This window comes from Neoroseomonas lacus (assembly GCF_014644535.1).
Classification (GTDB): Bacteria; Pseudomonadota; Alphaproteobacteria; order Acetobacterales; family Acetobacteraceae; genus Neoroseomonas; species Neoroseomonas lacus.
In genome coordinates this window covers 175,201-197,154 of record NZ_BMKW01000012.1, presented here as the reverse complement: position 1 = coordinate 197,154, position 21,954 = coordinate 175,201, and the positions used below count along the sequence as shown (strand labels likewise).

At 67.6% G+C, this 21,954-nt stretch carries 20 protein-coding genes; 6 read left to right on the top strand and 14 right to left on the bottom strand.

All coding sequences use genetic code 11. The features are described from left to right. Nucleotides 1-8: 8 nt before the first annotated feature. The 8 genes from IEY36_RS23030 to IEY36_RS22995 all read right to left on the bottom strand — a co-directional run bounded on the left by IEY36_RS23030 (nucleotide 9) and on the right by IEY36_RS22995 (nucleotide 9,213). Nucleotides 9-1,517: an ATP-binding protein gene (locus IEY36_RS23030; RefSeq protein WP_188971268.1), complete on the bottom strand. Its 1,509-nt coding sequence runs from the start codon at nucleotides 1,515-1,517 to the stop codon at nucleotides 9-11. 96 nt (nucleotides 1,518-1,613) lie between these two features. Continuing rightward, complete coding sequence (locus IEY36_RS23025) at nucleotides 1,614-2,027, bottom strand: DUF3830 family protein (RefSeq protein ID WP_188971266.1); 414 nt, start codon at nucleotides 2,025-2,027, stop codon at nucleotides 1,614-1,616. 81 nt (nucleotides 2,028-2,108) lie between these two features. Further along, complete coding sequence (locus IEY36_RS23020; protein ID WP_188971265.1) at nucleotides 2,109-3,152, bottom strand: C-terminal binding protein; 1,044 nt, start codon at nucleotides 3,150-3,152, stop codon at nucleotides 2,109-2,111. 27 nt (nucleotides 3,153-3,179) lie between these two features. Then, complete coding sequence (locus IEY36_RS23015; protein WP_188971264.1) at nucleotides 3,180-4,076, bottom strand: carbohydrate ABC transporter permease; 897 nt, start codon at nucleotides 4,074-4,076, stop codon at nucleotides 3,180-3,182. Nucleotides 4,077-4,095: 19 nt separating this feature from the next. Beyond that, complete coding sequence (locus IEY36_RS23010; RefSeq protein WP_188971263.1) at nucleotides 4,096-5,052, bottom strand: carbohydrate ABC transporter permease; 957 nt, start codon at nucleotides 5,050-5,052, stop codon at nucleotides 4,096-4,098. 61 nt (nucleotides 5,053-5,113) lie between these two features. Then, entirely contained in the window at nucleotides 5,114-6,454 is a 1,341-nt protein-coding gene (locus IEY36_RS23005; protein ID WP_229681512.1) for an ABC transporter substrate-binding protein, read from the bottom strand. A gap of 26 nt (nucleotides 6,455-6,480) precedes the next feature. Then, the gene (locus IEY36_RS23000; protein ID WP_188971262.1) at nucleotides 6,481-7,527 is read right to left on the bottom strand and encodes an ABC transporter ATP-binding protein; all 1,047 of its coding nucleotides are present in this window, start codon (nucleotides 7,525-7,527) and stop codon (nucleotides 6,481-6,483) included. A gap of 57 nt (nucleotides 7,528-7,584) precedes the next feature. Next, a complete protein-coding gene (locus IEY36_RS22995) occupies nucleotides 7,585-9,213 on the bottom strand; it encodes a thiamine pyrophosphate-requiring protein (RefSeq protein WP_188971261.1) in 1,629 nt (542 codons plus the stop codon). A 250-nt stretch (nucleotides 9,214-9,463) separates the two neighbouring features. On the opposite strand from IEY36_RS22995, the gene IEY36_RS22990 reads away from it, so the two are divergent. The 3 genes from IEY36_RS22990 to IEY36_RS22980 are packed head-to-tail and all read left to right on the top strand — an operon-like array spanning nucleotide 9,464 to nucleotide 12,471. Continuing rightward, entirely contained in the window at nucleotides 9,464-9,949 is a 486-nt protein-coding gene (locus tag IEY36_RS22990; RefSeq protein ID WP_188971260.1) for a tripartite tricarboxylate transporter TctB family protein, read from the top strand. A 4-nt stretch (nucleotides 9,950-9,953) separates the two neighbouring features. Continuing rightward, nucleotides 9,954-11,450 (top strand): tripartite tricarboxylate transporter permease, encoded by a 1,497-nt coding sequence (locus tag IEY36_RS22985; protein ID WP_188971259.1) that lies wholly within the window; start codon nucleotides 9,954-9,956, stop codon nucleotides 11,448-11,450. A 31-nt stretch (nucleotides 11,451-11,481) separates the two neighbouring features. Next, on the top strand, nucleotides 11,482-12,471 hold the full coding sequence (locus tag IEY36_RS22980) for a Bug family tripartite tricarboxylate transporter substrate binding protein (protein ID WP_188971258.1): 990 nt from the start codon (nucleotides 11,482-11,484) through the stop codon (nucleotides 12,469-12,471). A 64-nt stretch (nucleotides 12,472-12,535) separates the two neighbouring features. Here the strand turns inward: IEY36_RS22980 and IEY36_RS22975 are convergent, their stop codons facing one another. The 3 genes from IEY36_RS22975 to IEY36_RS22965 are packed head-to-tail and all read right to left on the bottom strand — an operon-like array spanning nucleotide 12,536 to nucleotide 14,509. Continuing rightward, on the bottom strand, nucleotides 12,536-13,327 hold the full coding sequence (locus IEY36_RS22975) for an enoyl-CoA hydratase/isomerase family protein (protein ID WP_188971257.1): 792 nt from the start codon (nucleotides 13,325-13,327) through the stop codon (nucleotides 12,536-12,538). After that, nucleotides 13,324-14,034: a metal-dependent hydrolase gene (locus tag IEY36_RS22970; protein WP_188971256.1), complete on the bottom strand. Its 711-nt coding sequence runs from the start codon at nucleotides 14,032-14,034 to the stop codon at nucleotides 13,324-13,326. Before IEY36_RS22970 ends, IEY36_RS22975 begins: the two co-directional genes overlap by 4 nt. A gap of 16 nt (nucleotides 14,035-14,050) precedes the next feature. Then, a complete protein-coding gene (locus IEY36_RS22965; protein ID WP_188971255.1) occupies nucleotides 14,051-14,509 on the bottom strand; it encodes a MaoC family dehydratase in 459 nt (152 codons plus the stop codon). Nucleotides 14,510-14,710: 201 nt separating this feature from the next. Here IEY36_RS22965 and IEY36_RS22960 point away from each other — a divergent pair, with 201 nt between their 5' ends. Continuing rightward, nucleotides 14,711-15,916 (top strand): MFS transporter, encoded by a 1,206-nt coding sequence (locus IEY36_RS22960; protein WP_188971254.1) that lies wholly within the window; start codon nucleotides 14,711-14,713, stop codon nucleotides 15,914-15,916. An 18-nt stretch (nucleotides 15,917-15,934) separates the two neighbouring features. Here the strand turns inward: IEY36_RS22960 and IEY36_RS22955 are convergent, their stop codons facing one another. Further along, complete coding sequence (locus IEY36_RS22955; RefSeq protein ID WP_188971253.1) at nucleotides 15,935-16,603, bottom strand: hypothetical protein; 669 nt, start codon at nucleotides 16,601-16,603, stop codon at nucleotides 15,935-15,937. A gap of 364 nt (nucleotides 16,604-16,967) precedes the next feature. After that, nucleotides 16,968-17,558, bottom strand: coding sequence for a HupE/UreJ family protein (locus tag IEY36_RS22950; RefSeq protein ID WP_188971251.1), 591 nt, complete (start codon nucleotides 17,556-17,558; stop codon nucleotides 16,968-16,970). Between the two features lie 79 nt (nucleotides 17,559-17,637). On the opposite strand from IEY36_RS22950, the gene IEY36_RS22945 reads away from it, so the two are divergent. After that, nucleotides 17,638-18,432 (top strand): sterol desaturase family protein, encoded by a 795-nt coding sequence (locus tag IEY36_RS22945; RefSeq protein WP_188971249.1) that lies wholly within the window; start codon nucleotides 17,638-17,640, stop codon nucleotides 18,430-18,432. Nucleotides 18,433-18,505: 73 nt separating this feature from the next. Here the strand turns inward: IEY36_RS22945 and IEY36_RS22940 are convergent, their stop codons facing one another. Beyond that, complete coding sequence (locus IEY36_RS22940; protein ID WP_188971247.1) at nucleotides 18,506-20,893, bottom strand: recombinase; 2,388 nt, start codon at nucleotides 20,891-20,893, stop codon at nucleotides 18,506-18,508. Between the two features lie 261 nt (nucleotides 20,894-21,154). Between IEY36_RS22940 and IEY36_RS22935 the strand changes: the two genes are divergently transcribed. Continuing rightward, entirely contained in the window at nucleotides 21,155-21,952 is a 798-nt protein-coding gene (locus IEY36_RS22935; RefSeq protein ID WP_188971245.1) for an RMD1 family protein, read from the top strand. Nucleotides 21,953-21,954 lie beyond the last annotated feature (2 nt).

The window sequence follows — 21,954 nt, the reverse complement described above, 5'->3', positions numbered from 1 at the left end:
CCTTCCCGTCACGCCGCATCCGCCTCCGGCGCATCCGGGTCGCCCGGCGCGGTCTCCCACCCCAACCCGACCAGCGCCACGGCCCGCCGCCCGGCGCGTTCGGCGCGCAGCACGATCGCACCGCGTTCCTCGAGCCAGCCGAGCATCCGCCGCGCCCGGCCCAGCGACCGGCTGCCATAGGCACGCGCGATGGTCGCATCCGACGGGCACGGCGCGCCGGCAAGCGCCGCACGAGCCAGCAGCAGATAGACGCCCTGCGCATCCTCGGGCAGCGCCTCGGCCCGTTCCACGGCGAGCGGCCAGTCGGTGCCTTCCATCGTCGCCTCATCGATGCCAGCCAGCGCGGTCGCCAATCGCCGGCGGAAGGCCGGCAATTCCATCGGCGGGCCGACAATTTCCTGAATGCGGCAGCGGACCAGGAAGTCCTGGTACAGTACCGCCGCCGGGCGGAACGGTGCCTCCGGGTCCGCCATGATCTGGCGCAGGATGGCTGCGAGGCGGCGGTCGCGCTCGGCGATTTCCTCCGCGCTGGGTGGGACGGCGGGCTCGGCCGGTGTCTCCGTCGCGGCGGGCGGGCGGTATTGCGCCAGTTGCTGCATCATGTCGGGCGCCGGCGCGCGCGGGGTGCGGCGCTGGCGCGGCGGCAGGGCGGCCTCGGGTTCGGGCGCGTTCAGGATTAGCGCGCGGGCCTCATCCATCGCCGCCTGGTCCGGTGGCGGCACCAGGCGCGGGCCGGCGCTGCGCGTGGCCGTCTCCACGCTGCCGATGCGCACCGGCAAGGGCCGGCGCGACATGGCGGGGCCGAGCGCGACGAAGGTGCCACGCGGCAGGTCGCGGAACATCTCGGCCTGGCGGCGCTCCATGCCCAGCAGGTCGGCCGCGCGCGCCATGTCGATGTCGAGGAAGGTGCGGCCCATCATGAAGTTGGACGCCTCGGCGGCGACGTTCTTGGCGAGCTTGGCCAGGCGCTGCGTCGCGATGACGCCGGCGAGGCCCCGCTTGCGCCCGCGGCACATCAGGTTCGTCATCGCCGCGAGAGCGAGGCGGCGGGCTTCGTCGGACACCTCCGAGGCCGCGGCGGGGGCGAAAAGCTGCGCCTCGTCCACCACCACCATGACGGGGGACCACAGGTCGCGCTCGGCCTCGAACATGCCGTTGAGGAAGGCGGCGGCGCAGCGGAGCTGGTCGTCCACCTCGACCGATTCGAGGTTCAGCACCACCGAGACGCGATGGCGGCGCACCAGCTCGGCATGGCGATACAGCGCGGCCTCGGAATGATCCGCCGCGTCGATCACCATATGGCCGTGCCGATCGGCGAGGGTGACGAAATCGCCTTCCGGGTCGATCACCACCTGCTGCACCCAGGGAGCGGATTGTTCCAGCAGGCGGCGCAGCAGATGCGACTTGCCGGAGCCCGAATTGCCCTGCACCAGCAGGCGGGTGGAGAGCAGTTCCTCGAGGTCGATGCGCGCAGCCTCACCCGAGGCCGCCGAACCCATCTCGATACCAACCGTCATCCGGCCACCCCCTTTTCGCCCGGGCGCGAGTCGCCCAGGCACCGCAGGGGTCCGGTCCTACCGCCGATCGGCAGAGGCCGGAAGGCGAGACAGGCGTCAGGCCGGGCGGAAGCTGATCGGCTTGGCGCCGTCCCACAGCACCGAGCGGCCGACCACCGCCAGGCGGTCGAGCCCCTCGCGGATGGTCAGCACATGGTTGCCGGCGAGCTGGCCGGCCTTGGAAGCGAAGCAGGTCGGGCCATAGGCGACCAGGATCTCGGTCTCGCTGACGCCACCCGGATAGACGATGACCTGGCCCGGGGCGGGGTAGGAGGTGGCGTTCTCGAAGCCGAGGCCGAGGTCGAAATCGCCCATCGGGATCCAGCAGGCCTCGCCCGACCAGCGGACATGGATGATTCGGTTGGAATAGGGGACGAAATCGCGGAACCGGGCGACGGTCTTCGGCGCGTCCTTCGTTTCGTAGAACGCCTCGAAGATCTCGCCGCCGATATCGATGATCACGTCCGCCACGTCGTTCGCTCCTGCTGGTATGCCGGGCTGGTGTAGCGGTTCAGCGCGTGGGAGAAAACGCTTCTCCCACGCGCCGACGGGTCAGGAATTCGGGCCGCGTTCCATCGAATAGGGCTGCCAGCGACGCAGCGCGCCCTTCGAGAGCACGGTCGGGTTGACGCAGGAAAGCGGCCACTTGCCCTGCAGGGTCAGCGCCAGTTCCTGCCCCACCCGCCGCTTTCGCGCCGGGTCGAAGCGAGACGATGCCGAGGCATTGTGCGGCGAGAGGATGACATGCGGCATTCTGTGCAGCGGGTTGTCCTGGCGGGTCGGCTCGATCTCGAAGACGTCGAGACCGGCGCCGGCGATCCACTTCTCCTCCAGCGCCTTGATCAGCGCGGCCTCGTTCACCGTCGGGCCACGCCCGGTGGTGATGAAGAGCGCGTTCTTCTTCATCTGGCGGAAATGGTGTTCCTTCAGGAAGCCGCGCGTCTCCGGGGTGTCCGGCAGATGCATGGAGACGAAGTCGGCCGTGGACAGCACCTCGGACAGGCTCGCCGGTTCCACGCCCAACGCCGAAAGGGTGAGTTCCTCGACGAACGGGTCGAAGGCCTTCATGCGCAGCCCGAAGGCCGCCGCACGGCGGGCAGTCGCGCGAGCAACACGGCCGAAGCCGATGAAGCCGAGCGTCTGGCCCATCAATCGCGGCACCGTCAGCAACTGTGGGCGGCCTTCCGCCCAGCGGCCCTCGCGCACCATGCGATCCTGTTCGATGCAGCGGCGATGTGTCGCCAGCAGCAGCATCATCGCGTGGTCGGCGACTTCCTCGATGAAGGTGTCCGGGCAATTGGTCACCGGGATGCCCCTGGCCGTCGCCGCCGCGACATCGACATAGTCTACGCCGACGGTGCCGAGCGCGATGTGGCGGCACTTGACCAACGCACCGATCATCGCTGCGCTGAACTTCATGCCCTTCGCATAGACGGCATCCGCACCAGAGGCCGCGGCGATGAAGCCCTCCTCCGTCGCCGGGCATTCGACGATCTCGGCGCCGAGCCCTTCCAGCGCCTCCATCTCGTACTCGTAGCCGCCGCCCGCGGTGGTGAAGGACGCGCCGGCGGGCGTCAGGATCGTATAGGTCGCCAAAATGGTTCTCCTGTCAGGAAAGCCGCCTCATTCCTTCACCGCACCGGTGAGGGAGGAGACGTAGTAGTCGACGAAGAAGGAATAGAAGATCGCGACCGGCAGCGAGCCGAGCAGCGCGCCGGCCATTAACGCGCCCCACTGGTACACGTCGCCGGTGACGAGCTCGGTGAGGATGGCGACCGAGACGGTCTTGTTCTCGCTGCTCTGGATGAAAGCGAGCGCGTAGATGAACTCGTTCCACGACAGCGTGAAGGAGAAGATGCCCGCGCTGATCAGCCCCGGCACCGCGAGCGGCAGGGTGATCTGGCGCAGGATCTGCAGCCTCGTCGCGCCATCGATCAGTGCGCATTCCTCAAGCTCATACGGGATCGACTTGAAATAGCCGATCAGCAACCAGGTGCAGAAGGGCACAAGGAAGGTCGGATAGACCAGGATCAGCGCCAGCGGGCTGTCGAACAGGCCGAGCTGGAACACCATTGTCGCCAGCGGGATGAATAGGATCGACTGCGGCACCAGGTAGGCGAGGTAGATGCCGAGCCCGACATACTGGCTGCCGCGGAAGCGCAGCCGCTGGATCGCATAGGCCGCCAGCGTGCTGGCGAACAGCGAGAGGAACGTGGAGGCGACCGCCACCTTCATCGTCGTCCACAGCCAATGCGGATAGGCCGTCTCGAAGAGCAGATGATAAATGTGCGAGAGCGTCGGCGACGAGATCCAGAACGGGTTGTGATTCTCGAGGTCGTAAAGCTCCGCGTTCGGTTTGAACGACGTCATCGCCATCCAGTAGAACGGAAACAGCAAGATGATCAGGAAGCAGAGCAGCGGCAGGTAGAGCACGACGACGCGTCGTGCCTTGCTGTCCCAGCTCAGCATCTCCGAGGTGTCGGTGGCCGAATGCTTGGTCTCGGCGGCGGCTTCGCTCATGGGGTGCTCCGTCGCTCGGTTAGTCGTTCGACTCGCCCTGCTGCCACTTGCGCCGCGCGAGAGCGAAGTAGCTGAACAGGGTGGCGAAGACGAGGAAGGGGATCATCGAGACAGCGATCGCGGCGCCTTCGCCCAGCTGCCCGCCGGGGATGCCGCGTTGGAAGGCGAGTGTCGCCATGATCTGTGTGGAATTCACCGGCCCGCCGCGCGTGATCGCATAGACCAGCTGGAAGTCGGTGAAGGTGAAGATGATCGAGAAGGTCATCACGATCGCCAGGATCGGCAGCAGCATCGGAAAGGTGATGTAGCGGAACCGCTGCCCCGGCGATGCGCCATCGAGCAGCGCCGCCTCGTAGAGCGAGGGTGAGATGGTCTGTAGCCCCGCCAGCAGCGAGATGGCGACGAAGGGGATGCCACGCCAAATATTCGCCGCGATCAGTGACCAGCGTGCATTCCATGGCTCGCCGAGGAAGTTGATGTTGGTCTCGCGCACATGCAGCACCTCGACCAGCAGGTAGGAAATGATGGAAAACTGCGTGTCGTAGATGAACCAGAACGCAATGGCAGAGAGGACCGTCGGCACGATCCAGGGCAGTAGGACGATGGCGCGCAGGATGCTCTTGAACGGCAGGTGGTTGTTCAGAAGTAGCGCCAGCCATAGCCCGAGCCCGAACTTCCCAACCGTCGCCACCGCCGTGTAGAAGACGCTGTAGAAGACGGCGTTCCAGAAGATCGGTTCTTCGAACAGGTACTGGAAATTCTCCAACCCGACCCACTGCCCGGCACGGCCGATCGTGGTGTCGGTGAAGGACAGCCAGATGCCCAGGCCAAGTGGATAGGTCAGGAAGACCAGCAGCAGCCCGACCGCCGGCAGCAGGCAGATGAAGACCAGGAAGGGCTTCCAGTCGAACAGCCGCGCCAGCGCACCTTGCCGCTGCCGTGGCCTGGCCCAGGTATCGATCGCTGTGACGGACATGATGCCCTCCCGCCTCGATGCGTGCCGCCGAACCGCCCGGCGGCACGCGGATGTCAGATGATCAGCGGTAGTAGCGACGGATGCGGCGTTCGGCGTTGCGGATCGCCTCCTGCGGCGTCGCCTGGCCGGAGGCCACCGAGGAATACATCTGAACCATGATGTATTCGGACTCGACGGTGCCTGCGGCCTGGCTGATCGGCCCGCTGTAGCCGCTCCAGAAGCGATGGTTCATGCCTTCCTTGTAGACAGCGATCTTCGGATCGGACGTCCACACGGCGCTGCTGCTGTAGGCCTTGAGCGGATGCGACCAGTAGCCGAGGCAGCCCGTCAGCCAGCGGTCGTACTGGTCGGATTCCATCATGAAGGCGAGCAGCGCCTTGGCGGCATTCGGGAAGCGCGTGTGCTTGAACACCATCGCATTCAGGATCGTCGCCGACTGCGGCGTCGATGCCGCGACACCGCGCGGCATCGGCGCATGTTCGATGTCCAGTGCGATCGCCTGCGTCGCCGGGTCGTTCTTCGCCGCGAAGTACAGCGAAACGCCATTCGGCGTCAGGAAGACCTGCTGCGCCAGGAAGGCCCGGTTGTTCGACGGATCGAGCCAGGACAGCGTGCCGTCGACGAAGGTCGGATACAACTCCTTCATGTAGTTCAGCGACGCCAGGGCCTCCGGGCTGTTGATCGCAACCTTGCCCTCCTCGTCGACCATGCGGCCGCCATGCGACCACAGCAGCCAGTTCGCTGTGCCGTTGCCGTCACCCACCGCATTGCCGAGCGCGAAGCCACCGGGCTTGTTGATGCGCTTCATCGCCTTCATCAAGTTCAGGAAGCCCGCATGGTCCTGCGGCACCTCGCTGAAACCAGCCTCAGTCACTGCCGACTTGCGATACACGATCGGGCCGGTCGAGCCGCCCATCGGCAGGCCGATCCAGTTGTTGGTACCGTTCTTCTTGCCGTACTTCTCGCCCAGGAACATCCAGCCGCCGTATTTCGTCCCGAGATACTCCGCGATGTCGGTCAGTTCGATGACCTTGTCGGCGTAAATGTGCGGGCTCTGGCCGAAGCCCACGACGATGTCGGGACCGGCACCGGTATTGGCGGTAACCGCCGTCTGGGACCCGATATCCTCCCAGCCGACGAAATCGGCCGTGACCTTTACGCCGGTCGCCTGGGTGAATTTCGCCAGGCTTTCGCGGAAGATCACCTCGTCGGGCGGCACGAAGCGCGAGGGGCGGATCAGGCGCAGTTCCGCATTCGCTTCAATCGGCAGTCTCGGCATCGTCGCGGGGCTGGTTGGAATGGCTGGCGCAGCCTGCGCCCACGCCTCGCCGCCCTGCATCGCCGCGGCGGCGATCGTCGATCCGGCAAGCCCGAGTGCCATGCGGCGGGTCAAATTGTTCATGATTGTTTCCTCCCGTTCCTGTTGCTTCAGATCCGTTGCCCGGACTGCCGGTCGAACAGATGGACCAGCGCCGGATCCGGCGAGACCGGCAGGATGTCCCCCGCTCGCGCCGAAACGCGTTCGCGGAAGGCACCGAGCACATGCGCCTCCCCGATATGCATCACCACCTGGGTCTCGGAGCCGGTCGGCTCCACCACATGCACCGTAGCCTTCAGCCCATCCGGGTCGAGACGGAAATGCTCCGGACGGATGCCGTAGATCACCTCCCCCGAGGCGGGCGCGCCTGGCGGCAACGGCCAGGCGCCCCCACCTGGGCCGTGGAAGGCGCCGCCCTCGATGCGCCCTTCCAGCATGTTCATCGCCGGCGATCCGATGAAGCCGGCGACAAAGACATTGGCAGGACGGTCATAGAGTTCGAGCGGCGCGCCGGCCTGTTCGATGCGGCCGTGGTTCATCACCACGATCAGGTCGGCCATCGTCATGGCCTCGATCTGGTCATGGGTGACATAGACCGTCGTCACCTTCAGCCGTTGATGCAGCTCGCGAATCTCCGAGCGCATCTGCACGCGCAGCTTGGCGTCGAGATTGGACAGCGGCTCGTCGAACAGGAAGACTTGCGGGTTGCGCACGATGGCGCGGCCCATCGCCACGCGCTGGCGCTGCCCGCCCGAAAGCTGGCGCGGGAAGCGCAGCAGCAGTTGCTCAAGGCCAAGGATCTTCGCGGCCTTCTGCACCTCGCGCTCCATCACCTCCTTGGGCGCGCCGGCCAGCTTCATGGAAAACGCCATGTTCTGGAACACGGTCATGTGCGGATAGAGCGCGTAGTTCTGGAACACCATCGCGATGTCGCGATCCTTGGGCGCGACGTTGTTCACAACCCGCCCACCGATCGAGATTTCGCCGCCGGTGATGTTCTCTAGCCCCGCGAGCATGCGCAGCAGGGTTGACTTGCCGCAGCCCGATGGGCCCACAAGAACGACGAACTGCCCGTCCTCGATGCCCACGCTGACCCCATGCAGGATCTTCGTGCTCCCAAACGCCTTCCGCACATCGCGGATGTCGACCGTCGCCATTCAGCCTCCCATTCGTGCCGGGCGGGATTGTTTTCCCCCGCCTCGCGCCGCTCCGCTCTACAGGCGGGACACAGCGGTCTCCTTGGACGTGATGAATTCCAGCAGTGCGGGCGTGCCGTTCCGCGTCTGCTCGATGCCGCGCCGGATGGCGGGAATGATCTCCGCCACCGTCGTCACCCGTTCACCATAGCCGCCGAAGGCGCGCGCCATGGCAGCATAATCGCCCGAAATGTCGGTCGAGCGATACTTTTCCGTGCTGACCGGCATGACCTTCAGCTCGATCGCCATGGAGAAGTTGTTCAGCAGGATGGACAGGATGGGGATGCGCTCGCGCACCGCCGTCTCGAAATCCATGCCGGTGAAACCGATCGCCGCATCACCCCACACATTGATGCAGAGCTTGTCCGGGGCGGCGAGCTTCGCCCCCATCGCCAATCCCAGCCCGTAGCCAAGCTGCGTCGTCTTGCCCCAGCCGAGATACGACAGCGGCGTGCGCGCCACCCAGAAGGGCGAGAGCTGGTCGCGCGGGCTGCCGGCATCATGGGTGATGATGGTGTTGTCGACATCGACGGTGCGCCACAGGTCGCGGATCACGCGATAGGGGTTGAGCGGTTCCGCATCGCTGTCCGTCTTGGCCGCCCAGGTGGCGAGCCATTCCTCGCGGTGCTGCCGGATCTCGGCGGCCACCGGCCCGGCATCGCGCGGCGCGCCGACCCGGTCCTTCAACGCTGCGATCAGCGCATCGAGCGCCAAGGCCGCATCGCCCACCAGCCCGATATCGCAGGCGATGTCCTTGTTCAAATGGTCGGGGTCGAGCGTCGCATGGATGATCTTCTTCCCCGCCGGCATCTTCACGCCGAAATTGGTCTCGGTGAAGGAGCACCCGACGCCGAAGATCACATCGGCATTGTTGAGGAAATGCCGTACCGGCTTCGGGATCGCGAGCCCACCCGAGCCGAGCGCGAGCGGATGATCCTCCGGGAAAGACGACTTGCCCCCGAGGCTCGTCGTCACCGGCGCTGCCAGCAATTCCGCGAGGGCCTTGAGCTGCGGCCAGGCGCGCGCCCAATGGATGCCGGTGCCGGCATAGATCACCGGCCGCTTCGCCCCCGCCAGCATCGCCGCCGCGCGCGTCACATCGGCCGGGTCGGGCCCGTAGCGTGTGGCGATGACGGGCGCATAAAGCAGCGGCTCCGGCACCTCCTCGTTCCACATGTCGGTCGGAATCTCGACCAGTACGGGACCGCCGCGGCCATTTCGCAGGCGCGAGAAGGCTCGGCGCAGGATATTCGGCACCTCGGCCGCCGAGGTGATCGGCTCTGCCGATTTCGTGATCCCGCGCATCTGGATCGACGAATTGAAGTTCGGGTCGACGTTGGCGATCCGCCGCGGATACCCCATCGGCAGCACCAGCACCGGGATGCTCTCCCCATAGCATTGCGCGACGCCGCCGTAGGCGTTCTCCGAACCCGGCCCGTGCTGCATGCAGAATGCGCCGATCTGCCGGCCGGAGGTGACGCGACTGATGGCATCGGCCATATGCAGGCCAATGCGTTCCTGGCGCACCATGATCGGACGGATGTCGATCTCAGCCGCATGTTCGATCAGGTGGTTCACCGGATAGCCCGTGAGGATATGGATACCCTCGCGCTTCATGATCTCGGCGATGGCGGCGCCCAGCTTCATCGTGTCGTTTCCTCGTTATCGGTGCTCTGGCGGCCCGACTGCTATGGCAGCCTAGACACCGGCCCGTCCCGTCGGCAACCCCTGGATGGACATTGCCCAAGCCACAGGCAGGCTTTCGCGGACCAGCGCGAGGCAGTCGCCGCTTCACGTTTTGATGGGCTGATCTCCTCGCGCGGCCTAGCCGCCGCGCCACACCATCGTTTAGCCTGCCGGGCGACGCGGCAAAGCCGCGCAGGGGAGACGTGACAAGATGCATCTGTCGGACCGCGTGACCGGTCTGTTCCTGGCCCTACTCGGCTCGCTGGCCTTCTGGGGGGGGTCACTGCTCCCGGCGGTGCCGGGGCAGGATGTCGGCCCGGCGGCCTTCCCCATGGTGATCGGCGCTGGCCTCGTTCTTTGCGGGATCATGATTGCCGCCGGCATTGGCCATAGCTTCGAAGCTGCGGAATCCGAGGAGGACGACCAGGCCCCTGGCCTCGCGCAGCATCTCGGACGCATGGGATGGCTAGCCGCCTTCCTGCCGCCGGTGCTGCTGATCTTCTACGTGCTCGTCGCCAATGCGCTCGGCTTCCTGCTGACCGCCGCGATCATCCTGCTGATCTCGGCGCGCGCCCTCGGCGCGACATGGCCGATGACGATCGGCACCGTGCTGCTTGCTCCGCCCTTCGTGCATCTCATCTTCTTTAGATTGCTTCGAGTGCCATTGCCCGACGGCTTACTGACGATGCCGTGGTGACACCATGAACTCCCTCCTCGAAGCCATCGCGATGGTGTCGACCGTCGAGGTCGCCATCGCCATCCTCGCCTCGGCCGTCTATGGCATGGTGATCGGCGCGTTGCCCGGCCTCACCGCCACCATGGCAACCGCGCTGCTGGTGCCAATCACCTTCTACCTCTCGCCCATCGCCGCCGTGGCGACCATCATCACCTCCTCCGCCATGGCGATCTTCTCCGGCGACATTCCGGGCTGCCTGATGCGCATCCCCGGCACGCCGGCCTCGGCCGCCTATACTGACGAATCCTACGCCATGACGCGCAAGGGCCAGGCGGAGCTCGCGCTCGGCGCCTCGCTTTGGTTCAGCGCCATCGGCGGCATCGTCGGCACCGTCGCCCTGATGGTTATGGCCCCCGCCCTGGCCGAGATTGCACTGTCCTTCTCGACCTTCGAGTATTTTTGGCTATCGCTGCTGGGGCTGATGTGCGCGACGCTGGTGGCGCGCTCCTCGCCGATCAAGGCGATCGCGGCCGCGCTGCTCGGGCTGCTGGTCGCCTGCGTCGGCATCGAGAATCCGGGCGGCGTGCCGCGCTTCACCTTTGGCAACACCGACCTGCTCGGCGGCATCGAACCGCTGCCCGCGCTGGTCGGTGTCTTCGCGGTCAGCGAGATCATGCGCGCCATGGTCTCGCCCCTGCCGCCGCCGATACCGAGTCGCAAATTCGGCTCGATCCTTGCCGGGCAGATCGACCTGACGCGACGTTTCCAAAAGCAGATGTGGCGCGGCAACATCATCGGCGTGCTGATCGGCGCGCTGCCCGGCGCGGGTGCGGACATGGCGGCCTGGGTCGCCTATGCCACCTCGAAGCGCTTCTCGAAGACGCCGGAGAAATTCGGCACCGGCCATCCAGAAGGCCTGGTGGAATCGGGCGCGGCGAACAACTCCGCGCTTGCCGGCGGCTGGGTACCGGCGCTGCTCTTCGGCATTCCCGGCGACACCATCACCGCCATCGCCATCGGCGTGCTCTACATGAAAGGGCTGAACCCGGGACCGACGCTTTTCACCGAGAAGGCGAGCAGCATGTACGCGCTGTACATCGTCTTCATCCTGGCGAACCTGCTGATGTTGCCGCTCGGCATCCTGATGATCCGCGTCTCGCGACACGTGTTGAAGGTGCCGCGCGCGGTGGCGATGCCGCTGATCCTGCTGTTGTGCGCGGTCGGCGCCTTCGCCATCGGCAACAACCCCTTCGCAGTGGTGCTCGTCGCCGTCTTCGGCATCGTCGGCTACATGATGGAACGCAACGGATATCCCGTCGCGGCCCTCGTGCTCGGCGTCGTCATGGGCACGATGGTGGAGCAGAACCTCGTCAGCTCCCTCATCAAATCCGATGGCGACATCCTGCCCTTCATCGAGCGTCCGATCTCGACCGGCCTCGCCGCGCTGACCATGACCGCTCTGCTGTGGCCGGTCGCGGTCTGGATCATCCGCCGCTTGCGGTCGCCCGAACGGGCGCGATAGCGTCATCCCGCGTCCAGGAGGAAACACAACAATGAACACGTTCACGCGCCGCGGCGCGCTCACCGCCGGTGCCCTTGCCGGGCTCGCTCCGCTGGCACGGCCCGCCTTCGGCCAGGCCCGCTACCCCATCCGCCCGGTCCAGGTCATCGTGCCCTGGGGTGCGGGTGGCGGCACCGATGCCACCGCCCGTATCGTCGCCGCCCTGCTCGAGAAGGAAATGGGCCAGCCCTTCAACGTCGTGAACCGCACCGGCGGGTCCGGCGTCGTGGGCCATTCCGCGATCGCCCAGGCGGCGCCCGATGGCTACACGATCGGCATGATCACGGTCGAGATCTGCATGATGCATTGGCAGGGCCTCACCGAGCTCAAGCGCACCTCCTACACGCCGCTAGCCCTGATGAACGAGGACCCGCCCGGCGTGCAGGTGAATGCCACCTCGCCCTACCGCGACATCAAGGCGCTGGCCGACGCGATCAAGGCGAGCCGTCCGGGCCAGTTCAAGGCATCCGGCACCGGCCAGGGCGGCATCTGGCACCTGGCGCTCGCCGGCTGGCTCGGCGCGATGGGGCTGCGCGCCGACCATGTGCGCTGGGTGCCCTCCAACGGTGCCGCGCCGGCGATGCAGGACCTCGCGGCCGGGGGCGTGGACATCGTCACCTGCTCGGTGCCGGAAGCGCGCGCCATCATCGAGGCCGGGCGCGCCCGCTCGCTCGCCATCATGGCACCGGAGCGCAACCCACAATTCGCCACTGTGCCGACGCTGAACGAATCGCTCGGCATCAACTACAGCGTCGGCGCCTGGCGCGGCATGGCGGCGCCGCTCAACCTGCCGGCACCGATCGCGCAGCAGCTTACCGCCGCGATGCAGAAGGTGTGGAACAGCCAGGAGTTCAAGGACTTCATGAACGCCCGCGGCTTCGGTATGAAGTGGGGCGATGCGGAGGGTCTCGCCAAGCACATGGAACAGACCGACGCTACGCTGGGTGCGGCGATGCGCGAAGCCGGGCTCGTGCGCGGCTGACAGCAAGGTTGGAGGGGCAATGCCCCTCCAACTGCTCATGCCTGAATCGAAGAGCCGCCGCCCCTCAACGTCCCTTGAACACCGGCTTACGCTTCTCCGCGAAGGCGGCCAGCGCCTCCTTGGTGTCCTCGGTCTTCGCCAACGCAGCCGTCTGCGTCTGCTCGTACACATAACCCTCGTGCAGCGGCATGTATTCGTTCAACGTAAAGGCACGCTTCGCCGCCTCGACCGCCAGCGGCACCTTGCCGGCGATCTCGCGCGCCATCGCCTGCGCCGCCGGCAACAGCTCGGCCTTCGGATAACAGCCGGACGCGACATTCATCCGGTACAGATCGGGCCCATGCAGCCGCCGCGCTGTCATCAGGAACATCCGCGCATCCGACTGGCCGAAATGCCGCAGCACGTGCTTCACGCCACCGGCGAGGCCGACATCGACCTCGGTCATCGCCATGAAGGCATCCTCGGCCACCAGGACGACGTCGCACACCAACGCCAGCACGCAGCCGGCGCCGATCGCTGCACCATTCACCGCCGCGATTACCGGCTTGGCGCATTCCATGACGCAGTCGAAGCCGCCACGCACCGCCCGGCTGTGGCGCGGATAGGCGCCGCGCTTCGTCACATCCGGCCGGTCGCGCAAATCCGCACCCGCCGAGAAGGTTTTGCCCGCACCGGTCAGGACAATCGCCCGGACCTCATCGCTGTCATGCAGCACGTCGAAGACGCGCATCACCTCCTCGCGGAACACGCCATTCTGCGCATTGACCGGCGCACGATCCATGAAGACTGTCGCCACACCCTCGGCAACCTCGATGCGGAAGACGGTCAGGTCCTCAAGGCCGGGACGTGTGCTCATGCCGTGAAGGCCTCGCCCTTGCTCGGCACCAGCACGCGGGCGCTGGCCCCTTCCATCTCCCGCACGAAGCCCGAGGCATCCGGCAGCAGCAGCCCGAAGGTCGCGTAGTGGCACGGAATGGCGGTGCGCACCGACGGCAGGAAGCGCTTTACCGCCAAGGCCGCGGTGCGCGGGCCCATGGTGAAGCGATCGCCCATCGGCACCATGGCGATGGCGGGTTTGTACAACTCGTCGATCAACGCCATGTCCGAGAAGATGTCGGTGTCGCCCATGTGATAGACGACCGGCTCCGCCTTGTCCTTCGGCGTCACGACGATGCCATTCGGCAGCCCGAGGCTCTGCGACACGCCATTTGCATCGAGCTCGGACGAGGAATGGAAGGCCACGGTCAGCGACACGCTGAACTCGCCCTGGTCCGTCGTCCCGCCGGTGTTCATCGGGTCGAGCGCGGTCACGCCCTGCCGCGCGAGGAACATCGCGAGATCATAGTTGGTAACCAGCTTTGCGCCGGTGCGCTTACAGATCGCCACCGTGTCGCCGATGTGGTCGCCATGGCCATGCGTCAGCAGCACATGCGTCGCCCCCGCGCTGGCCGCCTCAGGGTCGCCGTCGAAGGCCGGGTTGCCGGTCAGGAACGGGTCGATCATCACGACCGAGCTGCCAAAATCCAGCCGGAAGGCGGAATGGCCGAACCAGGTGATTTTCATCCGTGTCGCTCCGTGCTCAGGAAAAGGTCATGCGGATGGTGTCGGCGATCAGCGCGGGCTTTGCCTGGCCCTCGATCTCCATGGTCTGCCGCACCACGATGCGATGCGTGCCGTTGGCACCATCCTCCACGCCGACCAGCGCTTGGCGCAGCCGCACCTTCGCACCCGCCTGCACCGGATTGATGATGCGCACCTTGTCGGACCCGTAGTTCAGCGTGCGCGACGCCCAGGCAACCTTGTAGACGCCGGCGCCCAGCTTCGGCAGCAACGACAGCAGCAGATAGCCATGCGCGATGGTCTTGCCGCCCGGCATCTCGGCCTTAGCGCGTTCGACATCGACATGAATCCATTGGTGGTCGCCGGTCACCTCGGCGAAGCGGTCGATCATCTCCTGCGACACCTCGAGCCACTCGCCGACACCGAGTTCCTGGCCGATCAGCGCCTTCAGGGCGTCCGGTGATTCCACAACGCGCATGCGTTCCTCCTTGAATTCAGGGCGCGGAGTGTCGTGCCGGGCCGCGCCGCGATCAACCCCGCTTCCGGGCGCCGCCCGGCCGGCCAGGAGCGATCTGCGTTCGACCGCGCTCATGCGAGCCGCTCCAGGCCTCCATGTAATCGAGCACGTTCACGCGCCTGACCAATTCCAGTCAGGCACGATCTACTCTAGCCTTGCCGCATGCCCCTGCTGCCCGGCACGCCACGATTCGTCGCCGCCATGGTCGCGGCCCAGGTGCTGACGCAGATCGGCGCCTTCACCCTGCCCGCCTTGCTGCCAGTCTATATCGACCGCTGGTCGCTCTCGGGCACCGAGGCGGGCTGGCTGATCGGCATCTTCTTCGCCGCCTATGTCCCGGCCGTGCCGGTCCTGCTGGCGCTGACCGACCGCATACCGACCCGACGCATCTACCTGGTCGGCACAGGGGCGACGGCGCTCGCGCATCTCGGCTTCGGCCTGCTGGCCGATGATTTCTGGTCCGGCCTCGCCTTCCGGGCGCTGGCGGGCATCGGCTGGGCCGGGGCCTATATGCCTGGGCTGAAGGCGATCGCCGACCCGATGACGGGCAGCGCGCAGACCCGCGCGGTGTCGTGGCACGCGGCCGGCGTGGGGTTCGCCGGATCGCTGTCCTTCGCCATGGCGGGTGTGATCGCTTCGCTGGCCGGGCCGGATGCGGCCTTCCTCGCCGGCGGCATCATGGCGGCCGGCGCCTTCGCCATCGCCCTGGGAATCCTGCCCGACACGCCACCGCCGCGCCGCGCCGGTGGCCGGCGCCTGCTCGACTTCCGCCCAGTGCTGCGCAATCGCCGGGCGCTCGCCTGGATTGCGGGATATTGTGTTCATACGCTGGAACTGGCGGTGCTGCGCGCCTGGGGCGTCGCCTTTCTCGCAGCATCCTTCGCGGTGACCGCACCGCCCGCCTGGGTGCCCGGCCCGACCGTGCTGTTCACCATCGCGGGCCTCATCGGCAACGTGGTCTCGCTGTTTGGCAACGAGGCCTCGGAATGCTTCGGCCGGGCGCGCATCGTCAGCGTCGCGATGCTGGGAGGCGCGGCCTTGTCGCTGGTCACCGGCTTCAGCGCGGGTGCGCCCGCCCTGTTCGCGGTCGCCTGTGTCTTCGCCTGGAATGCGGCGATCTATCTCGACAGCTCGGCGCTGACCGCCGGCACCGTGCAAGCGGCCGAGCCGGCACTGCGCGGGGCAACGATGGGGGTACACTCCATGGCGGGCTATGCCGGGGGCTTCGTCGGACCATTGCTCACCGGCGTTGTGCTTGATGGCGCCGGCGGTGATGGCGCGTTGGCCTGGGGCTTCGCCTTCGGCCAGGTCGCGCTGATCACGCTGGCGGGCTTCGCCGTGTTGCGCTGGCTCGGCCGCCGCGCGTGACGGCCGATCCGGCCGCGGTCAGTCCACCGCGAAACAGTAGAACAGCCCCGCCCCGCCCGTGCTGCGCAGCCCGTCCTGCGTGCATCCGCGCGAGACATGCGACGCGTTCCATGACGCGGCCCGAGGATCGTTCGGCAGGCCCATCCGGTCGTGATGGCCGAGCATCGCGCCACCTTCCGCGCCGCCATAGGTCCAGTTACGACAGGTGCGGTCCTCGGTACCCGTGAAGCCTGTACCGTCGTCCTGAGAACCGGTCAGCACGTCATGCGTGTTCGGCGTGTCGCCGCGCCCATTCACCACGGCGCCGCGCTCGGTTAACGCGGTCTGCTTGGTCAGGTTGTTGTTGTCGCTGTGCAGTTCGGCGACGCTGCGGGCGATCACGACACCCTGCGCGTTGCGCCACGGCCCGGTGCCGATGCGGTCCCGCGCATTCACCGCCGGGGTTCCGGGCGCAGCACTGGTGCTTAGATAGGCGCGCCAGTTGCGCGGTCCCACGCCGGCGGCCAGCGCCAGCGACTGGCAATGCGCATCCGCCCCGGCCAACCCGCCGAGGTCGCCGCCGCGGCCACTGCCAATGCTGGTCACGAAGAAGGTCATCTGCCCCGGTTGCGGCGCTTGAGCCTGCGCGGCAGGGCAGACCGAGGCCATCGCGGCAAGCGCGGCAGCCAGCGACGTGATTCGTACCATCCGAAACCTCCCGATCCACACCCGGTCATGCGGGCGCTCTGGCAGGAGAATGGCCCAATCGGCGCCCCACGGCGACTCCCGCTGAAGTGTTCAAAGTCGGCTTAGCTGTGCGGCGCCGCTCATGCCAACGACCGAATGCTGCGACCGCCGGCATGCGTCTTATCAGGCCCTTGGACGCCGGACGAGAACCTCCCGGTTACTTGGCTTTCACCAGGCTCCCGGTGAGCCGCATGCGCGGCCTCGGCACGGGTCGGAGCCTCGTACCGCTGGTATCAGACCCGTCTGTCACGGCATCAACATCCTGGAGGCTGGACCGGATGCGGCATGCGAGGATGCGCCTGGAAACGCCGTCTCCAACGACCTGTCATGCCATCACGGCCATCGCGACGAACAGCCCGCCGGCCACTGCCACGCCGGCGCCGGTCACCTCACGCAGCCGCGACGACTCAAACCGCCGCGCCAGCAGCATGACACCCAGCCCGATCGCCGCCTGGGTCATCGCCAACGCCGCCAGATAGGCGGCAAGCGGGCCCTGTTCGGCACCGATGATCGTCTCGGCGTAGGCATGGCCATGAAACAGGCCGGCGAGCCCGAAGCCGACCGGCAGCAGCGCCGCCGGAACGCGGCGCCACAAAAGCGCGATCCCGACCGCAAGCACCGAGAATGCCACCAGCACCTCGACCGGGCCGAGCCCGAAGCCCGCCAAATGCACCAGACTGCCGCCAAAGCCACCCAGCACGAAGGCGAGGATCCCCGCGACGGCCAGCCCTGCCGTCAGCGTCGCCGCCAGTACGCCGGCGGCGAGCAGGAAGACCAGGTGATCCATCCCGATGACGGGATGTGCGATGCCTGAGATGAATGCCTGCCCCAGCGTTGAGGGCGTCGCGCCACCCATCGCGTGGTGGGCGAAGGCGGGCAGCGGCAGCAGGGCAAGCAGGGCGGCGAGGCGCTTCATGGTCGTCTCCTTTGCGCATCATCGTCGCCGCTGCGGCCCGCCCCTGCAAGGGTGTGTCGGGCGCGCTACATAGGGGGGCATGCTCGCGCAGGAACCGGTCATCCGCCTCTCCGTCTTCGCCGCCGTGCTGGTGGCGATGGCGCTGCTGGAACATGCCTTCCCGCGCCGCCCGCAACGGCTGGCCTGGCGGCGCTGGCCGTCCAACCTTGGGCTGGTGGCGCTCTCCTCGGTGCTGTTGCGGCTGGTGGCGCCAGCCGGGGTGGTCGGCGTCGCGATCTGGGCGCAGGGGCGCGGGATCGGGTTGTTCCCCGCGCTGGACGTGCCGGCCTGGGCAGCGGGGGCGATGTCGGTCGTGCTGCTCGACCTGCTGGTCTACGTCCAGCACCGGGTCTTCCATGCGGTGCCGGTGCTGTGGCGGCTGCACCGCGTCCATCATGCGGACCCGGAGCTCGATGCCTCTTCGGGGCTGCGCTTCCATCCGGTCGAGATCCTGCTCTCACTCGGCATCAAGGCCGTGGCGGTGGTGGCGCTGGGCGCGCCGCCGGAAGCGGTGCTGCTGTTCGAGGTGCTGCTAAATGCGACGGCGCTGTTCAACCACGCGAACCTGGCCTTGCCGGCCTGGCTCGACCGTGCGCTGCGGCAGGTGCTGGTCACGCCGGACATGCACCGCATCCACCATTCCGAGATCCGCGCCGAGACCGACAGCGATTTCGGCTTCTGCCTGTCCTGCTGGGACCGGATCTTCGGCACCTACGTCGCCGAACCGGCGAAGGGCCAACTCGGCATGGTGATCGGGGTCGAGGGCCTGCGTGCCGATGCCCAACAGCGCCTCGACCGCCTGCTGATCCAGCCCTTGAAGGATGGCGCCCATTGATGGCGGTCCAGACCACCCGGCGGGCCTGGCGGATGGGGTCCGGGGAAGACGGCGCCTTCCCCGGTTCACGCCCTCAGATCGGGCAAACCCCTGCCTCACACTGCAACCTTGCGAGGTCCACCGCCTCCGCCACCCCCGGATCGTGGATGCCGGCAACGATGCGGCGGAACTCGTCCTCCGACACCTCCTCCTCCGGCAGGTATTCGTAACCCAGGTCGCGATCGGGCCGGCTCGGCAGCACGGCGCAGCAGCGCAGATGCGGCTGGTGCGCGCGCAACAGGGCGCGGAAATCCTCGAGCCCGACACGATCCGTCGCGATCTTCAGCGTGTAGGACACCTGGTTGCCGCGCTCGGCGCCGATCCAATGCCGTTCCAGCAGCATCAACCAGCGATACTGCTCCTCGGGCGTCGCCTCGGGGGCAATGACCAACCGCTCGCCAAGGCCCAACCGTTGGATCAGCGGCAGGGTCGGGAAACCGACCACTGTGACGCCGGGGAAGGTCTCCAAGGCACGCGTGGGATAACCGCGGGCCGCGTAGTCGCCAATCAGCGGATCGCCGTCGGGCCCGCCACGGAACTGCACCCAGCGCAGATATTGCCGCCGCGCCGGCAGATGCGCGCCCTCGGTCAGGCCGAACAGCTTGCTGGTGGTGCCGGCGGGCTTGATCGTCGTCACCGTCGCCGGCGGCGCCATGCCGAGGCTCGCGGCGTAGCGTGTCGCCTCCTCCTTCGCCGCCGCGGAGAAGCGCGCCAGCGCGTCCCAGAAGGGCTTTGACCGCGCCTCATCCAGCAGGTCGCGAAAGGCCAGGCCAAAGCGCGCCCAGGCCCATTCATGCAGGCCGGTCGGGCCGATGCCGATGCGGTTGGTGCGCGCCACCTCGGCGGCATAGAGCGCATCCATCCGGTTCACCCGGACCAGGAAGCGCACGCCTAGCCGAACCGCATCCTCGACCCGCGCATCCCAGTCGCGCGCGACATCACCGCTCACGCCACCGGACGCCAGCGCCTCCAGCGCGACCGGGCAGGCGAGCAGCGGCGCGAAATCCGAGATCACGCAATACCCGCCGGTGACGTGCAGCACGACCTCGCCACAGGGATTGGTGGTGACCGGGAAGGCCGTTGTCGCGGCACACCGCGCGACATCTTCCAGCAGCGCCGCGCCATCCTCCACCCGATACCGCGCCGACCCCGCCTCGGCCGTCGCCGGCTTCTGGCGCGCGAAGCCGGTGCGCGCGTCCTCCAGCCGGTCGCCATTGATGAAGCCCGGCTCGCCATTGACATAGGCGCAGGCCGTCGCGGCCTCGAACAGCGTGCGGGCATGGCGCGTCATCGGCTCGTCATCCGCGCGCCCGAGCCGGTCCCAGAATTCCGCATCGACCATCAGCGAATGGTTCGCCGTCCACAGCCCGCCCTCGGCCTTCAGCCGAACGAAGCGCAGCGCGCCGGGATCGCGCCAGGATTTCGTCGCCATGCGCGCGGCACGCCGCGCACCGCCGACCTGCACCTCCGTGGACAGGATGTGGTCCGCGCGCAGCGCCTGTTCCCAGGGGCGCAGCACCTCGCCTTCCGGGTCGCGATCGCGCGCCGGTTCGATGACCTCGCGCCGCAGGTTGATGAAGGCGCGCAGCAGCGACAACGGTCCCGACGCCGGCCGCCCCTGCATGCCCTTGATCGGCACGCCGAGTGGCCGCACCCGTGAGAGGTCGATCAGCAGGGTGCGGTCACGCTCGCGCCGGAACGCCATGCCTTCCAAGATCTCGACCGCCTTTGCCCATCCCTCGCGCGTGTCGGCGATGGCGTAGTGCCGCGCATCGCCCGGCACGCGGTCGAGGTCATGCAACAATTCGCGCGCGAGGAAGCCGCGCACATCCGCCTCCTCGGCATCGCCGAAGGCGTCGAGGGACATGCCCCAGCGCAGCAGGCCGAATTCCACGCCGAAGCGATGCAGCGACGCGCGGTCCTTTGGCCAATCCGGATGGCTGGGTGAGAGATACAGCAGGAGCGCCGGCGCCATCGCCCAATCCACCGGACACAGATCGTCGTCATAGGCGCGCCCCACCCCGGCGCCGTTCAGCAGCAGGTAGAACTCAGTGAAGGAAGCGCCGGCCGTCGCGCAATTGGTGAATACCTCCATGTTGCGCGCTGCCTGGCCGGCATCACCATGCTGCAGGTGGCGGCCGGAGGTGATCAGCGCGCCGGTGGCGATGGCATTGCGCAACCGCGCCCGTTCCAGCCGCTCCGGCGCCGTGGGCGGGCGCCCGAGCAGCGCCATGTTGCCGGCGGCGACGCGGTCGGCCACGCGGCCGAAATCCTCGCCATCGGCGGCACGCAGCACGGTGCGCCTGGCGACCGCCAGGCCCATGCCGGGGTCGAAGGCGCGGGCGGGCAGCGGCACATCACCAAAGGCGGCGCCAGGGGGCGCAGGAACGTCGGGTGAAACAGGGACAAAACCGTGCATCATCTCCTCCGCCGCCGGTCGGGATACATCCGGCGGCACACTTAATATAGCGGTCGGGCGCCCCGTTTCACACCATATCTCGACATTGTGGCTCACAGCGTCGGGAGGCTCGGCGGCGCGGGCCGCCGCCTGCGGCCGGTGTCCCACCCCCCGCCCGGTGCGACGGCACGGCCCCACCTGGGCGCCGCCAGTGCCCCATTTCCCCCGCCATCAGCGCCGTGCCGCGCTTGACGTTCCGTTCCCGGAGGGCGAGACCGGCCCATCATGACCGCCGCCCCGCGCCTCCTCGCCCGTGCCCTGCTGCTGGGTGAACGCCTCGATCACCGGGGCCTGCCGCGCGAAGGGGCGCCAACCTTCGACCCGGTGCCGCTCGCCACGCCTGAAGGCTTCACCGCCTTCGCCTTCCGCTGGGGCGCGGTGGTCTTCGTCGGCGCCACCCCCGCGCAGGAAGCCGCGGTGATCGAAATGCTGAGGCCGCGGCTGACCAACGCCCTGGCCAAGCCGATCGAGGAGACCGCGCTCATCGCCGAGGGCGCCGAACAGGATGGCGTCGACCCGGATGGCGTGATCCGCCTGCGCGACCGCGCTGTCGCCCGGTTGGCGGTGGTCGCCGACGCGCTGGCGAAAAGCGCCGCCCTCGCCCATCAGGAATTGCTGCTGACCGAAGCGCTGGACCGGCTGGAACCCATCGTCACCACCCTGCGCACCGAGGGGCGGCTCGCTGCCTCCTCGCGCGCGCTGCACCGGCAGATCGGCCATGCGCTGGCCGCGCGCAGCCGTACCACCGCGCGCGTCGAGGCCGAGGACAAGCCCGAATTGCTGTGGGACCACCCCGAGCTCGAACGCCTGCACGCCCGTCTCGCCGACGAATACGAGTTGAAGGAACGCAGCGACGCGCTCGACCGCAAGCTGACGCTGATCTCCGACACCACCGAGGGCATCCTCTCGCTGATCCAGGGGCGGCGCGCGATGGGGCTGGAGATCGCGGTCGTCGTGCTGGTGGGCATCGAGGTGGTGTTCAGCGTCTGGCAGTACCTGCTGAAACCGCTACTGGGGTATTGAGC